This is a genomic window from Streptomyces sp. NPDC051041 (genome assembly GCF_044456065.1).
Taxonomy (GTDB): Bacteria; Actinomycetota; Actinomycetes; order Streptomycetales; family Streptomycetaceae; genus Streptomyces; species Streptomyces glaucus.
This window is the reverse complement of the sequence record NZ_JBITFM010000006.1, coordinates 59,046-77,882: the sequence shown is the minus strand read 5'-3', so window position 1 is coordinate 77,882 and position 18,837 is coordinate 59,046. Positions and strand designations below refer to the sequence as shown.

At 68.9% G+C, this 18,837-nt stretch carries 17 protein-coding genes; 8 read left to right on the top strand and 9 right to left on the bottom strand.

What is annotated here, in order from left to right; all coding sequences use genetic code 11:
* Positions 1 to 73 precede the first annotated feature (73 nt).
* The 3 genes from ACIBAI_RS12770 to ACIBAI_RS12760 all read right to left on the bottom strand — a co-directional run bounded on the left by ACIBAI_RS12770 (position 74) and on the right by ACIBAI_RS12760 (position 3,244).
* A complete protein-coding gene (locus ACIBAI_RS12770; RefSeq protein WP_399033570.1) occupies positions 74 to 1,336 on the bottom strand; it encodes an MFS transporter in 1,263 nt (420 codons plus the stop codon).
* Positions 1,337 to 1,438: 102 nt separating this feature from the next.
* Positions 1,439 to 2,521: an inositol-3-phosphate synthase gene (locus ACIBAI_RS12765; RefSeq protein ID WP_399033567.1), complete on the bottom strand. Its 1,083-nt coding sequence runs from the start codon at positions 2,519 to 2,521 to the stop codon at positions 1,439 to 1,441.
* Between the two features lie 45 nt (positions 2,522 to 2,566).
* Positions 2,567 to 3,244: a helix-turn-helix transcriptional regulator gene (locus tag ACIBAI_RS12760; protein ID WP_399033566.1), complete on the bottom strand. Its 678-nt coding sequence runs from the start codon at positions 3,242 to 3,244 to the stop codon at positions 2,567 to 2,569.
* A 386-nt stretch (positions 3,245 to 3,630) separates the two neighbouring features.
* On the opposite strand from ACIBAI_RS12760, the gene ACIBAI_RS12755 reads away from it, so the two are divergent.
* Positions 3,631 to 6,318 carry a transglycosylase domain-containing protein gene (locus tag ACIBAI_RS12755; RefSeq protein WP_399033564.1) on the top strand — a complete coding sequence of 896 codons (2,688 nt, stop codon included), beginning with the start codon at positions 3,631 to 3,633 and terminating at the stop codon, positions 6,316 to 6,318.
* A 130-nt stretch (positions 6,319 to 6,448) separates the two neighbouring features.
* The gene (locus tag ACIBAI_RS12750) at positions 6,449 to 7,951 is read left to right on the top strand and encodes a glycosyltransferase family 87 protein (protein ID WP_399033562.1); all 1,503 of its coding nucleotides are present in this window, start codon (positions 6,449 to 6,451) and stop codon (positions 7,949 to 7,951) included.
* A gap of 194 nt (positions 7,952 to 8,145) precedes the next feature.
* On the opposite strand, the gene ACIBAI_RS12745 is transcribed toward ACIBAI_RS12750, so the two are convergent.
* From ACIBAI_RS12745 to ACIBAI_RS12735, 3 genes are all read right to left on the bottom strand, one after another.
* A complete protein-coding gene (locus ACIBAI_RS12745; RefSeq protein ID WP_344600671.1) occupies positions 8,146 to 9,177 on the bottom strand; it encodes an alanine racemase in 1,032 nt (343 codons plus the stop codon).
* A 95-nt stretch (positions 9,178 to 9,272) separates the two neighbouring features.
* Entirely contained in the window at positions 9,273 to 10,394 is a 1,122-nt protein-coding gene (gene femX / locus ACIBAI_RS12740) for a peptidoglycan bridge formation glycyltransferase FemX (protein ID WP_399033560.1), read from the bottom strand.
* Positions 10,395 to 10,574: 180 nt separating this feature from the next.
* Positions 10,575 to 10,892: a hypothetical protein gene (locus ACIBAI_RS12735; protein WP_344600675.1), complete on the bottom strand. Its 318-nt coding sequence runs from the start codon at positions 10,890 to 10,892 to the stop codon at positions 10,575 to 10,577.
* Positions 10,893 to 11,186: 294 nt separating this feature from the next.
* Between ACIBAI_RS12735 and rpsF the strand changes: the two genes are divergently transcribed.
* The 4 genes from rpsF to rplI all read left to right on the top strand — a co-directional run bounded on the left by rpsF (position 11,187) and on the right by rplI (position 12,900).
* Complete coding sequence (rpsF, locus tag ACIBAI_RS12730) at positions 11,187 to 11,477, top strand: 30S ribosomal protein S6 (protein WP_014673750.1); 291 nt, start codon at positions 11,187 to 11,189, stop codon at positions 11,475 to 11,477.
* Positions 11,478 to 11,554: 77 nt separating this feature from the next.
* Positions 11,555 to 12,118 (top strand): single-stranded DNA-binding protein, encoded by a 564-nt coding sequence (locus ACIBAI_RS12725; RefSeq protein WP_344600677.1) that lies wholly within the window; start codon positions 11,555 to 11,557, stop codon positions 12,116 to 12,118.
* Between the two features lie 80 nt (positions 12,119 to 12,198).
* Entirely contained in the window at positions 12,199 to 12,435 is a 237-nt protein-coding gene (gene rpsR / locus ACIBAI_RS12720; RefSeq protein WP_003949403.1) for a 30S ribosomal protein S18, read from the top strand.
* 18 nt (positions 12,436 to 12,453) lie between these two features.
* Positions 12,454 to 12,900 (top strand): 50S ribosomal protein L9, encoded by a 447-nt coding sequence (gene rplI / locus ACIBAI_RS12715; protein ID WP_344600679.1) that lies wholly within the window; start codon positions 12,454 to 12,456, stop codon positions 12,898 to 12,900.
* 225 nt (positions 12,901 to 13,125) lie between these two features.
* Here the strand turns inward: rplI and ACIBAI_RS12710 are convergent, their stop codons facing one another.
* Positions 13,126 to 14,463, bottom strand: a complete 1,338-nt coding sequence (locus ACIBAI_RS12710) for an MATE family efflux transporter (RefSeq protein WP_399033557.1) — start codon at positions 14,461 to 14,463, stop codon at positions 13,126 to 13,128.
* Between the two features lie 458 nt (positions 14,464 to 14,921).
* Here ACIBAI_RS12710 and dnaB point away from each other — a divergent pair, with 458 nt between their 5' ends.
* On the top strand, positions 14,922 to 16,400 hold the full coding sequence (gene dnaB / locus ACIBAI_RS12705; RefSeq protein WP_344600683.1) for a replicative DNA helicase: 1,479 nt from the start codon (positions 14,922 to 14,924) through the stop codon (positions 16,398 to 16,400).
* Positions 16,401 to 16,466: 66 nt separating this feature from the next.
* Positions 16,467 to 17,852 carry a serine hydrolase domain-containing protein gene (locus tag ACIBAI_RS12700; RefSeq protein ID WP_399033555.1) on the top strand — a complete coding sequence of 462 codons (1,386 nt, stop codon included), beginning with the start codon at positions 16,467 to 16,469 and terminating at the stop codon, positions 17,850 to 17,852.
* A gap of 56 nt (positions 17,853 to 17,908) precedes the next feature.
* Here the strand turns inward: ACIBAI_RS12700 and ACIBAI_RS12695 are convergent, their stop codons facing one another.
* Positions 17,909 to 18,361: a GNAT family N-acetyltransferase gene (locus ACIBAI_RS12695; RefSeq protein WP_399033553.1), complete on the bottom strand. Its 453-nt coding sequence runs from the start codon at positions 18,359 to 18,361 to the stop codon at positions 17,909 to 17,911.
* 9 nt (positions 18,362 to 18,370) lie between these two features.
* A complete protein-coding gene (locus ACIBAI_RS12690; protein WP_344600689.1) occupies positions 18,371 to 18,835 on the bottom strand; it encodes a MarR family transcriptional regulator in 465 nt (154 codons plus the stop codon).
* Positions 18,836 to 18,837: the final 2 nt, after the last annotated feature.

Sequence of the window (18,837 nt, the reverse complement as noted above, 5' to 3'; positions counted from 1 at the left end):
GCGACTGTGAGCTGTCGGGTCCCACTGACAGGTGTGCAGTCGAAGGGCGACTTCCACGGCATCGGTGTGACACTCACCGGCGTTCGAAACGGAACATGGCGGCAGCCACCGCCCCGTAGATGACGGCGGTCGTGACCACCAAAGACACCGAACGGCCGTCCGGCGGCATTATCAGGGCGGCGACCGCGGCGGCACCGACGAAGGCGACGTTGAACAGCACGTCGTAGACGGAGAAGATCCGGCCGCGGAAGGCGTCGTCCACCGAGGACTGCACGACCGTGTCCGTGGCGATCTTCGCGCCCTGGGTCGTCAGTCCCAGGACGAACGCCGCGGCCAGCAGCGGCACGGTGGCGAACGACAGCCCGAGCGCCGGCTCCAGTGCGGCGGCGGCCGCTGCGCACACGACGATCCAGCGGCCGGGCCCCAGCCACCCCGCCGCCCAGGGCGTCGCCACCGCCGCCACGAAGAAGCCGGCGCCGGACACTCCCAGGGCCAGCCCCAGCAAGGCGAGACCCTCGTCGGTGGAGGAGGTCAGGGCGTACCGGCACAGCATCAGCAGCATGACGAGCAGGGCGCCGTAGCAGAATCGCATCAGCGACATCGCGGCCAGCGCCCAGGCCGCCTCCCGGCGCGGCGGTGCGGCGAGGTGCCGGACACCGGCCACCAGATCGCGGGCGGTGCCGGTGAGCGCCGTCGTCAGCCGTGGCCGCACCAGCGCCCGGTCGGGCCCGAGCAGGTCCACCGCCATGCTCAGGGAGGCCAGCGCCCCGCACAGGTACAGGCACGCCCCCAGCAGCACCACGGCGGCGTCCGAGTCCACGACCACGAGGCGTACGACGAAGGCGAGGCCTCCGCCCGCGGTCGCGGCGAGCGTTCCGGCGGTCGGGGAGAGGGAGTTGGCGATCACGAGGCGCTCGGCGTCGACCACGCGCGGCAGCGCTGCGGACAGACCCGCGAGCACGAAGCGGTTGACGGCGGTGACACACAGGGCGGAGACGTAGAAGAGCCAGTCCGGGACCTGGGCGACGATCAGGACGGCTGTCGCCGACGCCATCAGGGCGCGCAGCAGATTGCCGTAGAGGAACACCTGGCGACGGCGCCAGCGGTCCAGCAGGACACCGGCGAAAGGACCCACCAGGGAGTACGGGAGCAGCAGCACCGCCATCGCGGAGGCGATCGCGGCGGCCGAGGTCTGTTTCTCCGGCGAGAAGACGACGTAGGCGGCGAGCGCGACCTGGTACACGCCGTCGGCGCCCTGGGAGAGCAGGCGCACGGCGAGCAGGCGGCGGAAGCCCTTCAGACGCAGCAGGACGCGCAGGTCACGGACGACGGCCATGGGGCACAGCCTCACATACGAGGAGGGTCTCCGGGCCGTGCGACCCGGAGACCCTCAACTGCCCGCAGAAGGCGCGCGGTTAGCGTGTGGCGCCTTGTCCTGCTAGCGCTCGACCTCGCCGCGGATGAACTTCTCGACGTTCTCGCGGGCCTCGTCGTCGAAGTACTGGACCGGCGGGGACTTCATGAAGTACGAGGAAGCGGACAGGACCGGGCCGCCGATGCCGCGGTCCTTGGCGATCTTCGCGGCGCGCAGGGCGTCGATGATGACGCCGGCGGAGTTCGGGGAGTCCCAGACCTCCAGCTTGTACTCCAGGTTCAGCGGCACGTCGCCGAACGCGCGGCCCTCCAGACGGACGTACGCCCACTTGCGGTCGTCGAGCCAGGCGACGTAGTCGGACGGGCCGATGTGGACGTTCTTCTCGCCGAGGTCCCGGTCGGGGATCTGGGAGGTGACGGCCTGCGTCTTGGAGATCTTCTTCGACTCGAGGCGGTCCCGCTCGAGCATGTTCTTGAAGTCCATGTTGCCGCCGACGTTCAGCTGCATCGTGCGGTCCAGGATGACGCCGCGGTCCTCGAACAGCTTCGCCATGACACGGTGCGTGATGGTCGCGCCGACCTGGGACTTGATGTCGTCGCCGACGATCGGGACGCCCGCCTCGGTGAACTTGTCCGCCCACTCCTTGGTGCCGGCGATGAAGACCGGGAGGGCGTTGACGAAGGCGACACGCGCGTCGATGGCGCACTGGGCGTAGAACTTCGCCGCGTCCTCGGAGCCGACCGGCAGGTAGCAGACGAGGACGTCGACCTGCTTGTCCTTGAGGACCTGGACGACGTCGACCGGCTCCTCGGCGGACTCCTCGATGGTCTCGCGGTAGTACTTGCCGAGACCGTCGAGGGTGTGGCCGCGCTGCACCGTCACACCGGTGCGGGGGACGTCGCAGATCTTGATGGTGTTGTTCTCCGAGGCGCCGATGGCGTCCGCGAGGTCGAGGCCGACCTTCTTGGCGTCCACGTCGAAGGCGGCGACGAACTCGATGTCACGGATGTGATAGTCGCCGAACTGGACGTGCATCAGGCCCGGGACCTTGGACGCCGGGTCGGCGTCCTTGTAGTACTCGACGCCCTGCACCAGCGATGCGGCGCAGTTGCCCACACCGACGATGGCTACGCGAACCGAACCCATTGGCGGTTGCTCCCTGTGTGTACGAGTGAGGTCCTTCGGCGGCCCTCACGTGGCGGTGTCGTCGGGCGTATCCGGCCGGGGCTCGTCCCCGGGCCGGGGCAGGCCGCCCGGCGCTCCAGAAGTGGTGTCCTGCTGAGCGGACCCCTCGGTGGCGGAGCCCCGAAGGTCCCGCCCGGCCCGCTCGCTCTCGATGAGCTCGTTCAGCCAGCGCACTTCGCGCTCCACGGACTCCATCCCGTGGCGCTGGAGCTCAAGCGTGTAGTCGTCGAGGCGCTCCCGGGTGCGGGCCAGGGAGGCGCGCATCTTCTCCAGGCGCTCCTCCAGCCGGCTGCGGCGGCCTTCGAGCACGCGCATGCGGACGTCGCGCGACGTCTGCCCGAAGAAGGCGAACCGGGCGGCGAAGTGCTCGTCCTCGTACGCGTCGGGCCCCGTCTGCGACAGCAGCTGCTCGAAGTGCTCCTTACCTTCCGCCGTCAGCCGGTAGACGATCTTGGCGCGACGTCCGGTGAGGGGGGCGGTGGCCTCGGCGGTGTTCCCCGGCTCCTCGATCAACCAGCCGTTGGCGACCAGCGTCTTCAGGCAGGGATACAGCGTCCCGTAGCTGAAGGCGCGGAACACACCCAGTGACGTGTTGAGTCGTTTGCGCAGCTCATAGCCGTGCATCGGAGATTCGCGGAGCAGACCGAGTACGGCGAACTCGAGGATCCCGGAACGCCGGCTCATCGTCGCCTCCTCTCTGCCGCGGACGTGCCGTGACGGGCTCTGGTGGGGTCTTTATGCCGCGCTGATGTATCGACTCGATACATCACGACGATAGAACGGTGCTCCGGGTGCGACAAGAGGGGGGAACGTGAACGGGATCACATCAGCGATTCATGGGAGGCAAGTTGCCTGAAATGGGGTGAACTCCGGGACTCAACAGGTTTTGACGGTGCGTAGTCTGTGCGCCATGCACACCACCGGGAACCGAGTGACGCCCGGGGACGTCTCCGTCCCTGGTGCAGTACGGGTGAATGCGAAAACGGCCACATCCGTACTTCGGGGGGACCGGAAACCAGCCGCCGTTTCCAGGCGCGCAAGGGTGCGCCTGCCCGAGGAGTAGTCGTTCGATGAGCGAGCACCGTCGCAAACCGCCGCAGCCGCAGGGAGGCGGACGTGCCGCGGCCCGACGCGGCCAGACCGGCTCGTCCTCCGGCCGCCGTGCGGCACCGCGAGGCGCCACCGAGTCTGCATCCGGTTCCTACGGGCCGGGAGGTGAGGAGCGCCCGTACGGCGGGCGTGCCGAAGCCCGGCGTGCGGCCCAGAGAAGCGGGGGCGGGCGTCGCAGAGCGGCCGATGCGGGCCGCGGGGGCCGGCGCGCCGCTCCGGGCGGTCCGACCGGGCCCGGGCGCGGCAGGGGGCGCGCCGCCGTTTCCGACCGGAAGCGGTTCATCGACTACCCGCGAGCCGGCAAGTACGGGTGGCAGCGCTGGGTGCCGTCCTGGAAGCTGGTCTCCGGACTGTGCATCGGGTTCTTCGGAAGCCTGGTGGCCGTGGCGGGCATCGGGTACGCCATGGTGGGCGTTCCGGACGTCGCCAAGACGGCGACGGCGCAGAACAACGTCTATTACTGGTCCGACAACACTCAGATGGTCGCCACGGGCGGCGAGCGGAACCGGCAGAACATCAACCTCTCGCAGATCCCCGAAGCGATGCAGTGGGCGGTCATCTCGCAGGAGAACAAGAGCTTCTACAGCGACAACGGCATCGACCCGAGGGGCATCGCCCGCGCCCTGTTCAACATGGCCAGGGGCGGTCAGACGCAGGGCGGTTCCACGATCACCCAGCAGTACGTGAAGAACGCGATGCTGGAGGACCAGTCGCAGACGATCTCGCGGAAGTTCAAGGAGATCTTCGTCGCGATCAAGGTGGGCACCACCGTCGACAAGAAGGACATCCTCTCCGGCTATCTGAATTCCGCGTACTACGGCCGCGGGGCCTACGGCATCCAGGCGGCCGCACGCGCGTACTTCAACAAGGACGCGATCGACCTGAACCCCGGTGAGTGCGCCTTCCTGTCGGCGATGCTCAAGGGCGCCACGTACTACGACCCGGCGGGCGCGCAGTCCATCGACCCGGCGGCCAGTCCGGAGGACAACGCGAAGCGGGCCCTGAGGCAGATGCAGGACACACTCGACAAGATGGTCGAGTACGGCCACCTGAGCGCCGCGGAGCGGGCCAAGTACACCACGCTGCCCAAGTGGCAGAACCCGCGGTCGAACACCCAGCTGAGCGGTCAGATCGGTTACCTCGTCGACCTCGCCAACGCCTACCTGGTCAACAACAGCGAGAAGACCGGGATCACCCAGGAGAAGCTGCAGCAGGGCGGCTACTCGATCTACACGACCTTCGACAAGAAGAAGGTCGCGGAGCTGGAAAAGGCGGTCCAGAAGGTCCAGAAGGCGAACATCAAACCCGAGGAACGCCCGGATAAGGACACCCATGTCCAGTTCGGCGGCGCCTCGGTGGATCCGGCGACCGGCGCCATCAAGGCCATCTACGGCGGCGAGGACGCGACGAAGCACTTCACCAACAACGCCGACGTCACCGGCGCCCAGGTGGGTTCGACCTTCAAGCCGTTCGTGCTCGCGGCGGCCATGAAGTGGGGCGTGCGCAACCCGGACCTGGGACCGACCCAGACGCTGGAACAGCGCACCGTCGTCTCCCCGGAGAGCCTGTACAGCGGCAAGAACAAGCTCAAGATCAAGGAGTACGACGGGACGGTCTGGCACAACGAGGAGGGCAAGGAGTGGCTGCAGACCAACGACGGTGACGAATCGCGCGGCACCCCGCCGGACTACAAGATCGACCTCCGTGAGGCCATGCAGTTCTCGGTGAACTCCGCCTTCGTGCAGCTGGGCATGGACGTCGGACTGGACAAGGTGAAGGAGGCCGCGGTCGACGCGGGTCTGCTGGAGAGCAGCCTGACCGGCACCAACTACCCGTCCTTCTCGATCGGCATCTCCGACCCCAGCGCGATCCGGATGGCCGGCTCCTACGCCACCTTCGCGGCCAGCGGCAAGCAGCGCGATCCGTACTCCGTCCAGAAGGTCACCAGCCAGGACGGGACGGTCTACACGCACAAGACGCAGACCGAGCAGGCGTTCGAGGCGAAGGTCGCCGACAACGTCACCGACGTCCTGAAGACCGTGGTCGAGGACGGCACGGGTACCAACGCCCAGCTGCCCGGTCGTGAGGTGGCCGGCAAGACCGGTACCACCGACGGCAACAAGTCCGCATGGTTCGTCGGGTACACGCCGCAGCTGTCGACGGCGATCAGCATGTTCCGGTACCCCGACGACGAGACCATGAAGAACCGCACGTTCCTGGAGATGTACGGAACGGGCGGCCAGGAGTCGATCCACGGCGCCTCGTTCCCGGCCGAGATCTGGCACGACTACATGGAGCAGGCGCTGAAGGGCGAGCCGGCGAAGAAGTTCCCGACCCCTGAGCCCATCGGCGAGATCGTCAACGACGTCCCGAGCCCGACGCCCACGCCCACGCCGACCGAGACCGAGGAGGAGCCCACTCCGACGCCGAGCCCGACGGCCAGTGAGACGGAGGAGTCCACCCCGTCGCCGTCGGTGAGCGAGTCCCCCTGCCTCGGCTTCCGGTGCGAGGACGAGGACGGTGGGCAGGAGAACGGCGGCACGGGCGAGGAGGAGACCTCGACACCGACGGCCACGTCGACGGAAGAGGAAGGCAACAGCAGAGGAAACGAGAACGGAGGCGGCCTCTTCGGAGGGCCGGCCGAGTAACCGCCGCATTGCCCGGTACGGGCGTTTCACGTGAAACATGCGTATGTTTCACGTGAAACGAGGGCCGCCGCACCCACGCAGGTGCGGCGGCCCTCGGCGTATTGCCAGGCTCGTACGGCAGGATGGCGGCATGCCCAGCGCAGAATCGACGCAAGCGAGCGCATGTGAGCCGGAGCCGGTGCGGCCGACCCAGGAGGACGAGGTCGCCGCACGCGGCAGTGAGCTGATCGGCGGCCCACTCGGCCGGCACGCCCTGCTCGGGACGTCCTGGTGGACGCCCGTGCGGGTGGTCGCGCTCGTGGCGATCGGCGTGTTCGCCCTCGGCCTGGTCCAGAAGGCGCCCTGCTACAACGGCGCCTGGTTCTTCGGCGCCAGCTCGCAATACACGCACGCCTGCTACTCGGACATCCCCCACCTCTACCAGGGACGCGGTTTCGCCGACGGGCTGGTGCCCTACTTCGACCGGCTTCCCGGCGACATGCAGTACCTCGAGTACCCGGTGCTGACCGGCGTGTTCATGGAGGTGGCCGCCTGGCTGACGCCCGGCAGCGGAAGCATCCAGGACCAGGAGCAGTGGTACTGGATGGTCAACGCCGGGATGCTCATGGTGTGCACGGCCGTCATCGCCGTCTGCGTGACCCGCACGCACGCCCGGCGTCCCTGGGACGGTCTGCTGGTCGCCCTGGCGCCCGCCTTCGCCCTGACCGCGACGATCAACTGGGACCTGCTGGCGGTCGCTCTGACGGCCGCGGCGATGCTGATGTGGTCGCGGGGGCGCTCCCTCGCCTTCGGCGTGCTGCTGGGGCTCGCCACGGCCGCCAAGCTCTATCCCTTCCTGCTGCTCGGCCCTCTGCTGGTGCTGTGCTGGCGGGCCGGGAGGTGGCGGGAGTACGGGACGGCTCTCGGAGGCGCGGTCGTCGCCTGGCTCGTGGTGAACGCGCCGGTCATGCTCTTCGCCTTCGAGGGCTGGTCGAAGTTCTACACCTTCAGCCAGGAACGGGGCGTCGACTTCGGTTCCTTCTGGCTGATCCTGGCCCAGAACTCCACCGATCCGCTCAGCACCGACACCGTCAACACGCTCGCCACCCTGCTGATGCTGCTGTGCTGCGCGGGCGTCGCGGCACTCGCGCTGACCGCCCCCCGGCGTCCGCGCTTCGCGCAGCTGGCCTTCCTGATCGTCGCGGCGTTCATCCTCACCAACAAGGTGTACTCGCCGCAGTACGTGCTGTGGCTCGTGCCGCTGGCCGCGCTGGCCCGCCCGAAGTGGCGGGACTTCCTGATCTGGCAGGCGTGCGAGGTGGCGTACTTCCTGGGCATCTGGATGTACCTGGCGTACACGACCAGCGGCGACGCCCACAAGGGCCTGCCCACCGACGGCTACCACTGGGCGATCGGCGTGCACCTGCTGGGGACGCTGTACCTGTGCGTCGTGGTGGTCCGCGACATCCTCATGCCGGAGCACGACGTGGTACGCCGGTCCGGCGACGACGATCCCTCGGGGGGCGTGCTCGACGGCGCGGAGGACGTCTTCGTGCTGGGCGCGGCCGCGGCCCGTTCCGAGCGGGACGCGGTCCACTTCGACGGGCCCAGGGTCGAGTGGGGTGCGCGGAGGGCGAGCGACGGTTCGCTCTGAGCGAACGAGGGGCCGACGGACCGAGGCCGTGGCGGCGACCGGGTCACGGGAGCGGCGACGACCGGATCGCGCGTGTCGCGTCGGCCAGGTCCTGGGCGTCCCGCCGGCCGGATCCCGCGCACGGCGTCGGCCGGGGAGCATGAGGGAGGCCCGTACACGGGAGACCGTGTACGGGCCTTGTCGTGTCGCCCCGGTCAGCGGTCGACGAGCCGGTCGTACTGCGTGGTGGTGTGCCGCAGGTGGGCCACCAGCTCCTCGCCGACCTTCGGCTCCGGCGCGTCCGCGGGCACGAACAGGATCGACACCTGCATGTGCGGCGGCTCCGCGAACCAGCGCTGCTTGCCGCCCCAGACGAACGGGGAGAGGTTCCGGTTGACCGTGGCGAGGCCCGCGCGGGCGACGCCCTTGGCGCGCGGCATGACGCCGTGCAGGGCCTTGGGGGCCTCCAGGCCCACCCCGTGCGACGTGCCGCCCGCGACGACCACCAGGAAGCCGTCGGAGGCCGCCTTCTGCTGCCGGTAGCCGAAGCGCTCGCCCTTGGCCACGCGCGTGACGTCCAGGACCGAGCCGCGGTACTCGGTGGCCTCGTGGTCGCCCAGCCACAACCGGGTGCCGATGCGGGCGCGGAAGCGGGTCTGCGGGAACTGCTGCTGCAGCCGGGCCAGGTCCTCGGCCTTGAGGTGGCTGACGAACATCGTGTGCAGCGGCAGCCGGGCGGCGCGCAGCCGGTCCATCCAGCCGATGACCTCCTCGACGGCGTCGGAGCCGTCGGTGCGGTCCAGCGGCAGATGGATGGCGAAGCCCTCCAGCCGGACGTTCTCTATGGCGGCGTGCAACTGCGGCAGGTCCTGCTCGCTGATCCCGTGCCGCTTCATCGAGGACATCACCTCGATGACCACGCGGGCGCCCACGAGGCCGTACACGCCGTCGACCGACGACACCGAGCGGACGACCCGGTCGGGCAGCGGCACGGGCTCCTCGCCGCGCCGGTACGGCGTCAGCACCAGCAGGTCACCGCTGAAGAAGTCCTTGATGCGTGCGGCCTCGTACGTGGTGCCCACGGCGAGGATGTCCGCGCCCAGCCGTGTGGCCTCCTCCGCCAGCCGCTCGTGCCCGAAGCCGTAGCCGTTGCCCTTGCAGACCGGGACGAGCCCCGGGAACTGCTCCTGCACGTGCTTGTGGTGCGCCCGCCAGCGCGCGGTGTCGACGTAGAGCGTGAGCGCCATGGCCGGACCTGGAACCTTTCTCGTGGCTGCGGTGTGTCAGAGGGATGGGAGCTGTCGGGGTGATGGACGACGCTGCGGGAGAACGAACGGCGTCGTCAGCGGCGCGACATGTAGATGTCGAGCGCCTTGTGGAGCAGCTTGTTCAGCGGGAAGTCCCACTCGCCGAGGTACTCGGCGGCCTGTCCGCCCGTGCCCACCTTGAACTGGATCAGGCCGAAGAGGTGATCGGTCTCGTCCAGCGAGTCGGAGATGCCGCGCAGGTCGTAGACGGTGGCGCCGAGCGCGTAGGCGTCGCGCAGCATCCGCCACTGCATCGCGTTCGAGGGGCGGACCTCCCGGCCGATGTTGTCGGAGGCGCCGTAGGAGTACCAGACGTGCCCGCCGACGATCAGCATCGTCGCCGCCGACAGGTTCACGCCGTTGTGGCGGGCGAAGTACAGCCGCATGCGGTTGGGGTCCTCGCTGTTGAGGGCCGTCCACATGCGCTGGAAGTACGACAGCGGGCGGGGCCGGAACTGGTCGCGCACCGCCGTGATCTCGTACAGCCGCTGCCATTCCGCCAGGTCCTGGTAGCCGCCCTGGACGACCTCGACGCCGGCCTTCTCGGCCTTCTTGATGTTGCGGCGCCACAGCTGGTTGAAGTTCTTGTGGACCTCTTCCAGGGAGCGGTTGGCCAGCGGCACCTGGTAGACGTAGCGGGGCTGGACGTCGCCGAAGCCGGCACCGCCGTCCTCGCCCTGCTGCCAGCCCATACGGCGCAGCTTGTCGGCCACCTCGAAGGCGCGGGGCTCGATGAAGTCGGCCTCCAGGTCGCGCAGACGCTTCACGTCCGGGTCCTGGATGCCCTTCTTGATGGTGTTGGCCTCCCAGCGCCGGATGATCACCGGCGGGCCCATCTTGACCGAGAAGGCGCCCTGCTGCTTGAGGTGCGCCAGCATCGGCTCGATCCACTCCTGGAGGTTCGGCGCGAACCAGTTGATGACCGGGCCCTCGGGCAGGTACGCGAGATAGCGCTTGATCTTGGGCAGCTGGCGGTAGAGGACCAGACCCACACCGACCAGCTCGCCGGTCCGGTCGTCGAACCAGCCGAGGTTCTCCGAGCGCCATTCCGCCTTGACGTCCGCCCAGGCCGGGACCTGCATGTGGCTCGCCGACGGCAGGCTCTGGATGTAGGCCAGATGCTGCTCGCGACTGATGGTCCTCAGGGTCAGGCTCATTCGGGGCGCTCCTCGGGCTGGTGTGTCCCCATGGATACAGGGGCTCCGGCTCTCGCGCCGAAGCCTACTGCGCCTCGCGGGCGCCCCGACTGGGCGTACGGCACCTTACGCCCCGGCCCGCCGGTGGCCGGGGCGTTGCGCGGTGCTGTGGACGGTGCGGGAAGGACGGTGTCCGTGGCGTCAGTCGACGAGCCCACCGAAGAGGCCGCCGTGCGCCATGCCCAGGAAGAAGCCGACCCCCGCGGCGCCCAGACCCAGGATCAGGCCGAAGCGTTCGCGGGTCGTCTCCGAGATCCACTGGCCGTACGCGCCGGTGACGATGCCCACCAGGCCGGTCCAGGAGCTCAGCAGGTGCAGGCCGTCGTCGACCAGTGCCGTGACGAACGCCGTGATGCCCAGGACCAGGGTCACCGCGAGCAGGGTGTCCTGGAGGGGGTGGGGTTTGCCGTCCGTGGCGAAAAGGCCGCCGGCGGCATTGGGTCGCATTGCCTGTGCCATAGGGCACCTCCTGCGAGAGGCGGCGCATCGTAGCGCCGTACACACCCGATGCGTACAGATTGACGGCCTTCGCGACCGGATTTCAACCGGAAGCCGCCGTGCGGGTACTCTGTACCGTCTGCACCGGTGTCTGCCCGGGCGTGGTCGGGAGAGGGCCGGAACCCTTCCGGGCCACCTGGGGAAACCGCCGACCGACCCCGATTGTCAGTGGCGGCCGATACCGTTGCGTACGCATCACAACCCTCCTGCCACGGAACGACCGTGGCCGCTGAGTCCAAAGGAGGTGGGTTCCACATGCGTCACTACGAGGTGATGGTCATCCTCGACCCCGATCTCGAGGAGCGCGCTGTCTCCCCGCTGATCGAGAACTTCCTTTCCGTCGTCCGTGACGGTGGCGGAAAGGTCGAGAAGGTCGACACCTGGGGCCGTCGTCGTCTCGCGTACGAGATCAAGAAGAAGCCCGAGGGCATCTACTCGGTCATCGACCTGCAGGCCGAGCCTGCGGTCGTCAAGGAGCTCGACCGCCAGATGAACCTGAACGAGTCGGTTCTCCGGACCAAGGTCCTCCGTCCCGAGACCCACTGAGCCCTTCCGCTCAGCTGATCCCGGGACTCGAGTAGCACCACCAGCAGCCAGCAGCAAACCCGCCGAGAGGTTCCCCCATGGCAGGCGAGACCGTCATCACGGTCATCGGCAATCTTGTCGACGACCCCGAGCTGCGCTTCACCCCGTCCGGTGCGGCCGTCGCGAAGTTCCGTGTCGCGTCCACCCCCCGCACCTTCGACCGCCAGACCAATGAGTGGAAGGACGGCGAGAGCCTCTTCCTGACCTGCTCGGTCTGGCGCCAGGCGGCGGAGAACGTCGCCGAGTCGCTCCAGCGAGGCATGCGCGTCATCGTGCAGGGCCGGCTGAAGCAGCGGTCCTACGAGGACCGTGAGGGCGTCAAGCGCACGGTCTACGAGCTGGACGTTGAGGAAGTCGGCCCCAGCCTGCGCAACGCCACGGCCAAGGTCACCAAGACCACCGGTCGCGGTGGCCAGGGCGGTTACGGCGGCGGCGGCAACCAGGGCGGCGGCTGGGGCGGCGGCTCCGGCGGTGGCCAGCAGGGCGGTGCCCCCGCCGACGACCCGTGGGCGACCGGCGCTCCTGCCGGCGGCAACCAGGGCGGCGGCTGGGGCGGCGGCTCCGGCGGCGGTGGCGGCTACTCGGACGAGCCCCCCTTCTAGGCCCTCGAGCCGGGCCCTCGGGTCCGGCCGGGTCGGGAGCGGGGCGCACCCCAACTTCTTGATCACACAGGAGAAACACCATGGCGAAGCCGCCTGTGCGCAAGCCGAAGAAGAAGGTCTGCGCGTTCTGCAAGGACAAGGTCACGTACGTGGACTATAAGGACACGAACATGCTGCGGAAGTTCATTTCCGACCGCGGCAAGATCCGTGCCCGCCGCGTGACCGGCAACTGCACCCAGCACCAGCGTGACGTCGCCACGGCCGTGAAGAACAGCCGTGAGATGGCGCTGCTGCCCTACACCTCCACCGCGCGCTAAGGGAAGGGTGACCGACTCATGAAGATCATCCTCACCCACGAGGTCTCCGGCCTCGGCGCTGCGGGCGACGTCGTCGAGGTCAAGGACGGCTACGCTCGCAACTACCTGATCCCGCGGAAGTTCGCGATCCGCTGGACCAAGGGCGGCGAGAAGGACGTCGAGCAGATCCGTCGTGCTCGCAAGATCCACGAGATCCAGACCATCGAGCAGGCCAACCAGATCAAGGCCCAGCTCGAGGGCGTCAAGGTCCGCCTGGCCGTCCGCGCCGGCGACGCCGGTCGTCTCTTCGGTTCCGTCACCCCGGCCGACATCGCCTCGGCGATCAAGGACGCCGGTGGCCCCGAGGTCGACAAGCGCCGCATCGAGGTCGCCACGCCGATCAAGACCCTGGGCGCCCACGAGACGTCCGTGCGTCTGCACCCCGAGGTTGCCGCCAAGGTCAACATCGAGGTCGTCGCCGCCTGACGCAGCGCTCGGCTGGAACGGCCGGGGGAACTCGGCTGGAACTGCTGTGAGAAGGGGCCGCACCCACTGGTGTGCGGCCCCTTTTCGCGTGCTCGCCGGACGGGCGACGCCCGTGGGGAGGCGGGTGTGCCGGGTACCGGTCCGCACGGCCCGTGAAGGGCCTTCTGTTCCGTGCGGATGCCGCCCCTCCTACTCCGGGCGGGACGCCTGTTTCACGTGGAACGGTCAGCGCGTCGCACCCGTGACGATCCAGCGGCCCGAGCGTGCGCGCAACCACAGGGTCAGCAGGCGCACCGCCATCATCAGCGCCATGGCCGCCCAGAGCGCGGTGAGTCCGCCGCCGAGCGTCGGGACAATCAGTGCCACGGGGGTGAAGACGGCCAGGGTGAGCAGCATCGCCCAGGCGAGGTACGGTCCGTCGCCCGCACCCATCAGAACGCCGTCCAGAACAAAGACGACGCCGGAGATCGGCTGGGAGAGCGCCACCACGATCAGTGCGGGGAGGGCTGCGTCCTTCACCAGGGAGTCGCTCGTGAAGAGCGGCAGGAAGACCGGACGGGCCACCACGACCAGGGCGCCGAGTACGACTCCGACCGCTGTGCCCCATTCCACCATGCGGCGACAGGCGTCCCGCGCGCCCTGCGCGTCGCCCGCTCCCAGACAGCGGCCGATGATGGCCTGTCCCGCGATGGCGATGGCATCGAGGGCGAAGGCGAGCAGACTCCACAGCGACAGAATGATCTGGTGTGCGGCGACGTCGGCGTCGCCGAGGCGGGCCGCGACAGCCGTTGCGATCATCAGGATCGCCCGGAGCGAGAGGGTACGGACCAGCAGCGGCACACCGGCCTGGGCGGAGGCCTTGATCCCGGCGGTGTCGGGCCGCAGAGAGGCACCGTGCCGGCGTGCTCCGCGGACCACCACCACGAGATAGACGGCAGCCATGCCGCACTGGGCGATGACCGTGCCCCAGGCGGAACCGGCGATGCCGAGACCGGCGCCGTAGACGAGCCCGGCGTTGAGGGCGGCGTTGGTGATGAAGCCCGCCACCGCGACGTAGAGCGGTGTCCTCGTGTTCTGAAGCCCGCGCAGGACGCCTGTGGCAGCGAGCACGACGAGCATGGCCGGAATGCCGAGCGCGGAGATCCGCAGATAGGTCGTGGCGTAGGGGGTCGCGGTGTCCGAGGTGCCGAAGAGGCTCACCAGGGCCGGCGCCGTGGGGAGGACGACGGCGATGACGGCGGCGCCGAGCAGGAGGGCGAGCCAGATGCCGTCCATTCCTTGACGGATGGCGGCCTGCAGCTCGCCCGCGCCGACGCGCCGGGCGACGGCCGCGGTGGTGGCGTAGGCGAGGAAGACGAAGATGCTGACGGCTGTTGTCAGCAGGGCCGAGGCGACGCCGAGTCCGGCGAGCTGCGCGGTGCCGAGATGGCCGACGATCGCGCTGTCGGCCAGGACGAAGAGGGGCTCGGCGACGAGTGCGCCGAAGGCCGGGACGGCCAGCGCGACGATCTCTCGGTCGTGCCGCCGACGTACGGACCGGGAGCGCGCGGGAGCCTGTGTCATGACCACCAATCTAGTCGTCCACAGGTAAGAAGTGCAAAGCCTTTTTGACTCTTACTTCCTGTCTTGCTGCGGATGCTTCCGCGTGTTGTCCACAGCGATCTTGAGCCGACTGGGAAAGTTTTTCTTCTGCACAGACAGTGGATGGTAAACCAGCAGCTCAGAGTGGTTGTCCAGGAGAGATCGAGGTCTTGTTCACAGGGCTGTCCACTGGCTTGTGCACAGGTTTCGCGGGGTTCTCCACAGCATCTGGGCCGTTGTCCACACGGCCTGTGGATAACCAGATTGGCTGACGGTGCCGACGGGCCTACCGTGGTCCGGCGCCCGCTCCCTGCACAGGCTCTGAAGCCACCGCAAAACCGACGTGCCGCAAGCGGAGTTGGGCCTCTTGGTTGTCAGTGCCGTGCCGTAGAAAAGAGGGCACGGCGAGGTCCGCTCGGCGGACGGGAGGAGGTGGCTCGGTGAGCATTTCCGAGCCCTTGGACGAGCCGTGGGCCGACAGTGGGCCCAGTGATCGTCTGCCCGCCTCCCGGTGGCGCGGCAACGGGACCCGAAGCCGTGACGAACAGCACGACCGGGGTCCGGACAGCGGCGCGTGGGACGGCGCCGGCCCGTCGTTCGAGCGGGTACCGCCGCAGGACATCGAGGCCGAACAGTCCGTCCTCGGTGGCATGCTCCTGTCCAAGGACGCGATCGCCGACGTCGTGGAGATCCTCAAGGGCCACGACTTCTACAAGCCGGCCCACGAGACGATCTACCAGGCGATCCTCGACGTGTACGCCAGGGGCGAGCCGGCCGACCCCATCACCATCGCCGCCGAGCTGACCAAGCGCGGCGAGATCAACAAGGTCGGCGGCGCGGCGTATCTGCACACGCTCGTCCAGACCGTTCCGACGGCGGCGAACGCGGCGTACTACGCCGAGATCGTCCATGAGCGTGCCATCCTGCGCCGCCTGGTCGAGGCGGGCACGCGCATCACGCAGATGGGATACGCGGCGGACGACGACGTCGACGAGATCGTCAACCGCGCCCAGGCCGAGATCTACGCGGTCACCGAGCAGCGCACCAGCGAGGACTACCTGCCGCTCGGCGACATCATGGAGGGCGCTCTCGACGAGATCGAGGCGATCGGCTCGCGCAGCGGCGAGATGACCGGTGTGCCCACCGGTTTCACGGACTTCGACTCGCTCACCAACGGCCTGCACCCGGGCCAGATGATCGTCATCGCCGCGCGTCCCGCCATGGGCAAGTCGACGCTCGCGCTGGACTTCGCGCGAGCAGCGGCGATCAAGCACAATCTGCCGAGCGTCATCTTCTCGCTCGAAATGGGGCGCAACGAGATCGCGATGCGTCTGCTGTCCGCCGAGGCGCGGGTCGCCCTGCACCACATGCGGTCCGGCACGATGACCGACGAGGACTGGACGCGCCTGGCCCGCCGGATGCCGGACGTCTCGGCCGCGCCGCTCTACATCGACGACTCCCCGAACCTGTCGATGATGGAGATCCGCGCCAAGTGCCGCCGGCTCAAGCAGCGCAACGACCTGAAACTGGTGGTCATCGACTACCTCCAGCTGATGCAGTCCGGCGGCTCCAAGCGCGCCGAGAGCCGCCAGCAGGAGGTCTCGGACATGTCCCGTAACCTCAAGCTGCTCGCCAAGGAGCTGGAGATCCCGGTCATCGCGCTCTCACAGCTGAACCGCGGCCCCGAGCAGCGCACCGACAAGAAGCCGATGGTCTCCGATCTGCGTGAGTCCGGCTCCATCGAACAGGACGCCGACATGGTCATCCTGTTGCACCGCGAGGATGCCTACGAGAAGGAGTCGCCGCGCGCGGGTGAGGCCGACCTGATCGTCGCCAAGCACCGGAACGGCCCGACGGCGACGATCACGGTCGCCTTCCAGGGACACTACTCGCGGTTCGTGGACATGGCGCAGACCTGAGCGACTCGACCGCCGCCTGCGGGAAAACGGCTCGACGAGGGACGCACGGCCGGGTGGACTGGGATCATGACGACACCTCAGGAAGAGCTGCTGCCGAGCACCCGCCGCGCGCTGCTGCACCGGATCGCCGTCGCCCAGGCCGAAGGGCGCGCGCCGTCGCTGGCCGCCGCGGTCGTACGGGACGGACGGACCGTGTGGCAGGGAGCCCGTACCTCGGTGGACGGACACGGACCGGACGAGAACGTGCAGTACCGGATCGGCTCGATCACCAAGACCTTCACGGCCGTTCTCGTGCTGAGGCTCCGGGACGAGGGGGTGCTCGACCTCGGTGACCCGTTGGAGAAGCATCTGCCGGGCACCGGTGTGGGCGAGGCGACCATCGCGGAACTGCTCGCACACACCGGAGGGCTGGCGGCCGAGTCGCCCGCGCCGTGGTGGGAGCGGACCCCGGGGGCACTGCGCCCGGAACTCGCCGACGTACTGGGCAAGCAGCCTCGGCTGCACCCGGTGGGCCGCCGCTTCCATTACTCGAATCCCGGTTATGCGCTGCTGGGGGCGTTGGTCGAGCGGCTGCGCGGCGCGCCCTGGGAGGATGTCCTGCGCCGGGAAGTACTGGACCCCCTGGGCCTGAACCGTACGAGTCCGCGGCCGCAGGCACCGCACGCCGATGGCTGGGCGGTGCATCCGTGGGCCGATGTGCTGCTGCCCGAGCCGGCGGAGGACCTGGGACGGATGGCTTCCGCCGGCCAGCTCTGGTCCACGACCGGCGACCTGGCGCGGTTCGCCGTCTTCCTGACGCACGGCGACGACCGGGTGCTCGGCGTGGAGACGGTACGGGAGATGAGGGCGCCCGCGGCGCCGGCCGAGGCGGCGGATGTCGCGGACGGGGTGTCCTACGGCCTCGGGCTGCAGATCCAGCACCGGGACGGGCGGCTGCTCGTGGGGCACTCCGGGTCGCTGCCGGGCTTTCTGGCCGGCCTCACCATCAGCGTGGCGGACGATGTGGCTGCGGTGGTGCTGGTCAACTGCACCTCGGGGCCTCCGGTGTCGGCGGTGAGCGCCGATCTGGTCCGCATCGTCGCCGAGGCCGAGCCGCGGATTCCGGAGCCATGGCGACCGCTGCCCGCAGTCGATCCATCCGTTCTGGAGCTGGCCGGGCAGTGGTACTGGGGGACGTACGCGTTCGGACTGCGGCTGACGGCCGACGGAGGTCTGTCGCTGGAGCCCCTGTCCGGGAACGGCCGGCGTTCGCGCTTCCGGGCGAACGGCGACGGCACCTGGACCGGTCTGGAGGGCTACTACGCCGGAGAGCTGCTGCAGGCCGTACGGCACCCGGACGGGACCGTGAGCCATCTCGACCTCGGGTCGTTCGTGCTCACACGTCAGCCGTACGACGAGGGAGCGCCTGTACCGGGTGGGGTCGATCCCGAGGGGTGGCGCGGTATCGGTTAGACAGCGGTATGCGTACGGGTCTCCGTTTCACGTGAAACGGAGACCCGTACGCATACTCACAGCGGGAGTTTGAAGCCGACGTGCGACGGTGTGAAACCGAGTCGTTCGTAGAAGCGGTGGGCGTCGGTGCGCGTGTTGTCCGAGGTCAGCTGGACCAGTTGGCACTCGTGACGCCGGGATTCGTCGATCGCCCACCTGATCAGCCGTGTTCCCAGGCCGCTGCCACGCTCATCGGCGTGAATCCGCACCCCTTCGATGATCGATCTGGTGGCGCCGCGCCGGGACAGCCCGGGGACGATCGTGAGCTGGAGGGTGCCGACGACGCGGCCGGCACGGACCGCGACGACCAGATGCTGGTTCGGGTCGGCGTCGATCCGCTCCAGTGCGGCCAGGTACGGGGTGAGGTCGTCCGGTGACTCGCGCTGTGCGCCCAAGGGGTCGTCAGCGAGCATGCCGACGATCGCGGGAAGATCGTCGGCGACGGCTGCGCGTATCTCAAGATCGTCCATGTCCGCACCCTACGCGGGCATCGGCGCCTTCAACGTCTCCACGGCTCGGACCAGCGGGGCCAGGTCGGGGTTCTTGGCGGCCTCGTCGAGGGCTTCCCGCAGGGCGGTGTCGTTAGTGGGCCGTGCCTCCGCCAGGAGCTTCAGGCCCGTCTCGGTGACGTTGGTGTAGATGCCGCGGCGATCGGTGGGGCACAGGTAGCGCTCCAGCAGGCCCCGGTCCTCGAGCCGGGTGACCAGGCGTGTCGTGGCGCTCTGGCTGAGAACGACCGCGTCGGCGACCTGCTTCATCTGCAGATGGCCCCCGTCACCGTCGTGCTGGCGGCTGAGCACGTCCAGCAGGGAGTACTCGCGCACGCTCAGGTCGTGCTTCGCCTGCAGGGCGCGCTCGATGTGGGCCTCGATCCTCCCGTGCAGCAGGGAGAGGGCGCACCAGCCCTGGGCGAGGGCGGTGAGCGCGGGGTCCGTCGCTGTCATTG

Coding starts and splice junctions, on each gene's coding strand:
- ACIBAI_RS12770 (WP_399033570.1), bottom strand. CDS start 1,336: ATGGCCGTCGTCCGTGACCTGCGCGTCCTGCTGCGTCTGAAGGGCTTC.
- ACIBAI_RS12765 (WP_399033567.1), bottom strand. CDS start 2,521: ATGGGTTCGGTTCGCGTAGCCATCGTCGGTGTGGGCAACTGCGCCGCA.
- ACIBAI_RS12760 (WP_399033566.1), bottom strand. CDS start 3,244: ATGAGCCGGCGTTCCGGGATCCTCGAGTTCGCCGTACTCGGTCTGCTC.
- ACIBAI_RS12755 (WP_399033564.1), top strand. CDS start 3,631: ATGAGCGAGCACCGTCGCAAACCGCCGCAGCCGCAGGGAGGCGGACGT.
- ACIBAI_RS12750 (WP_399033562.1), top strand. CDS start 6,449: ATGCCCAGCGCAGAATCGACGCAAGCGAGCGCATGTGAGCCGGAGCCG.
- ACIBAI_RS12745 (WP_344600671.1), bottom strand. CDS start 9,177: ATGGCGCTCACGCTCTACGTCGACACCGCGCGCTGGCGGGCGCACCAC.
- femX (WP_399033560.1), bottom strand. CDS start 10,394: ATGAGCCTGACCCTGAGGACCATCAGTCGCGAGCAGCATCTGGCCTAC.
- ACIBAI_RS12735 (WP_344600675.1), bottom strand. CDS start 10,892: ATGGCACAGGCAATGCGACCCAATGCCGCCGGCGGCCTTTTCGCCACG.
- rpsF (WP_014673750.1), top strand. CDS start 11,187: ATGCGTCACTACGAGGTGATGGTCATCCTCGACCCCGATCTCGAGGAG.
- ACIBAI_RS12725 (WP_344600677.1), top strand. CDS start 11,555: ATGGCAGGCGAGACCGTCATCACGGTCATCGGCAATCTTGTCGACGAC.
- rpsR (WP_003949403.1), top strand. CDS start 12,199: ATGGCGAAGCCGCCTGTGCGCAAGCCGAAGAAGAAGGTCTGCGCGTTC.
- rplI (WP_344600679.1), top strand. CDS start 12,454: ATGAAGATCATCCTCACCCACGAGGTCTCCGGCCTCGGCGCTGCGGGC.
- ACIBAI_RS12710 (WP_399033557.1), bottom strand. CDS start 14,463: ATGACACAGGCTCCCGCGCGCTCCCGGTCCGTACGTCGGCGGCACGAC.
- ACIBAI_RS12700 (WP_399033555.1), top strand. CDS start 16,467: ATGACGACACCTCAGGAAGAGCTGCTGCCGAGCACCCGCCGCGCGCTG.
- ACIBAI_RS12695 (WP_399033553.1), bottom strand. CDS start 18,361: ATGGACGATCTTGAGATACGCGCAGCCGTCGCCGACGATCTTCCCGCG.
- ACIBAI_RS12690 (WP_344600689.1), bottom strand. CDS start 18,835: ATGACAGCGACGGACCCCGCGCTCACCGCCCTCGCCCAGGGCTGGTGC.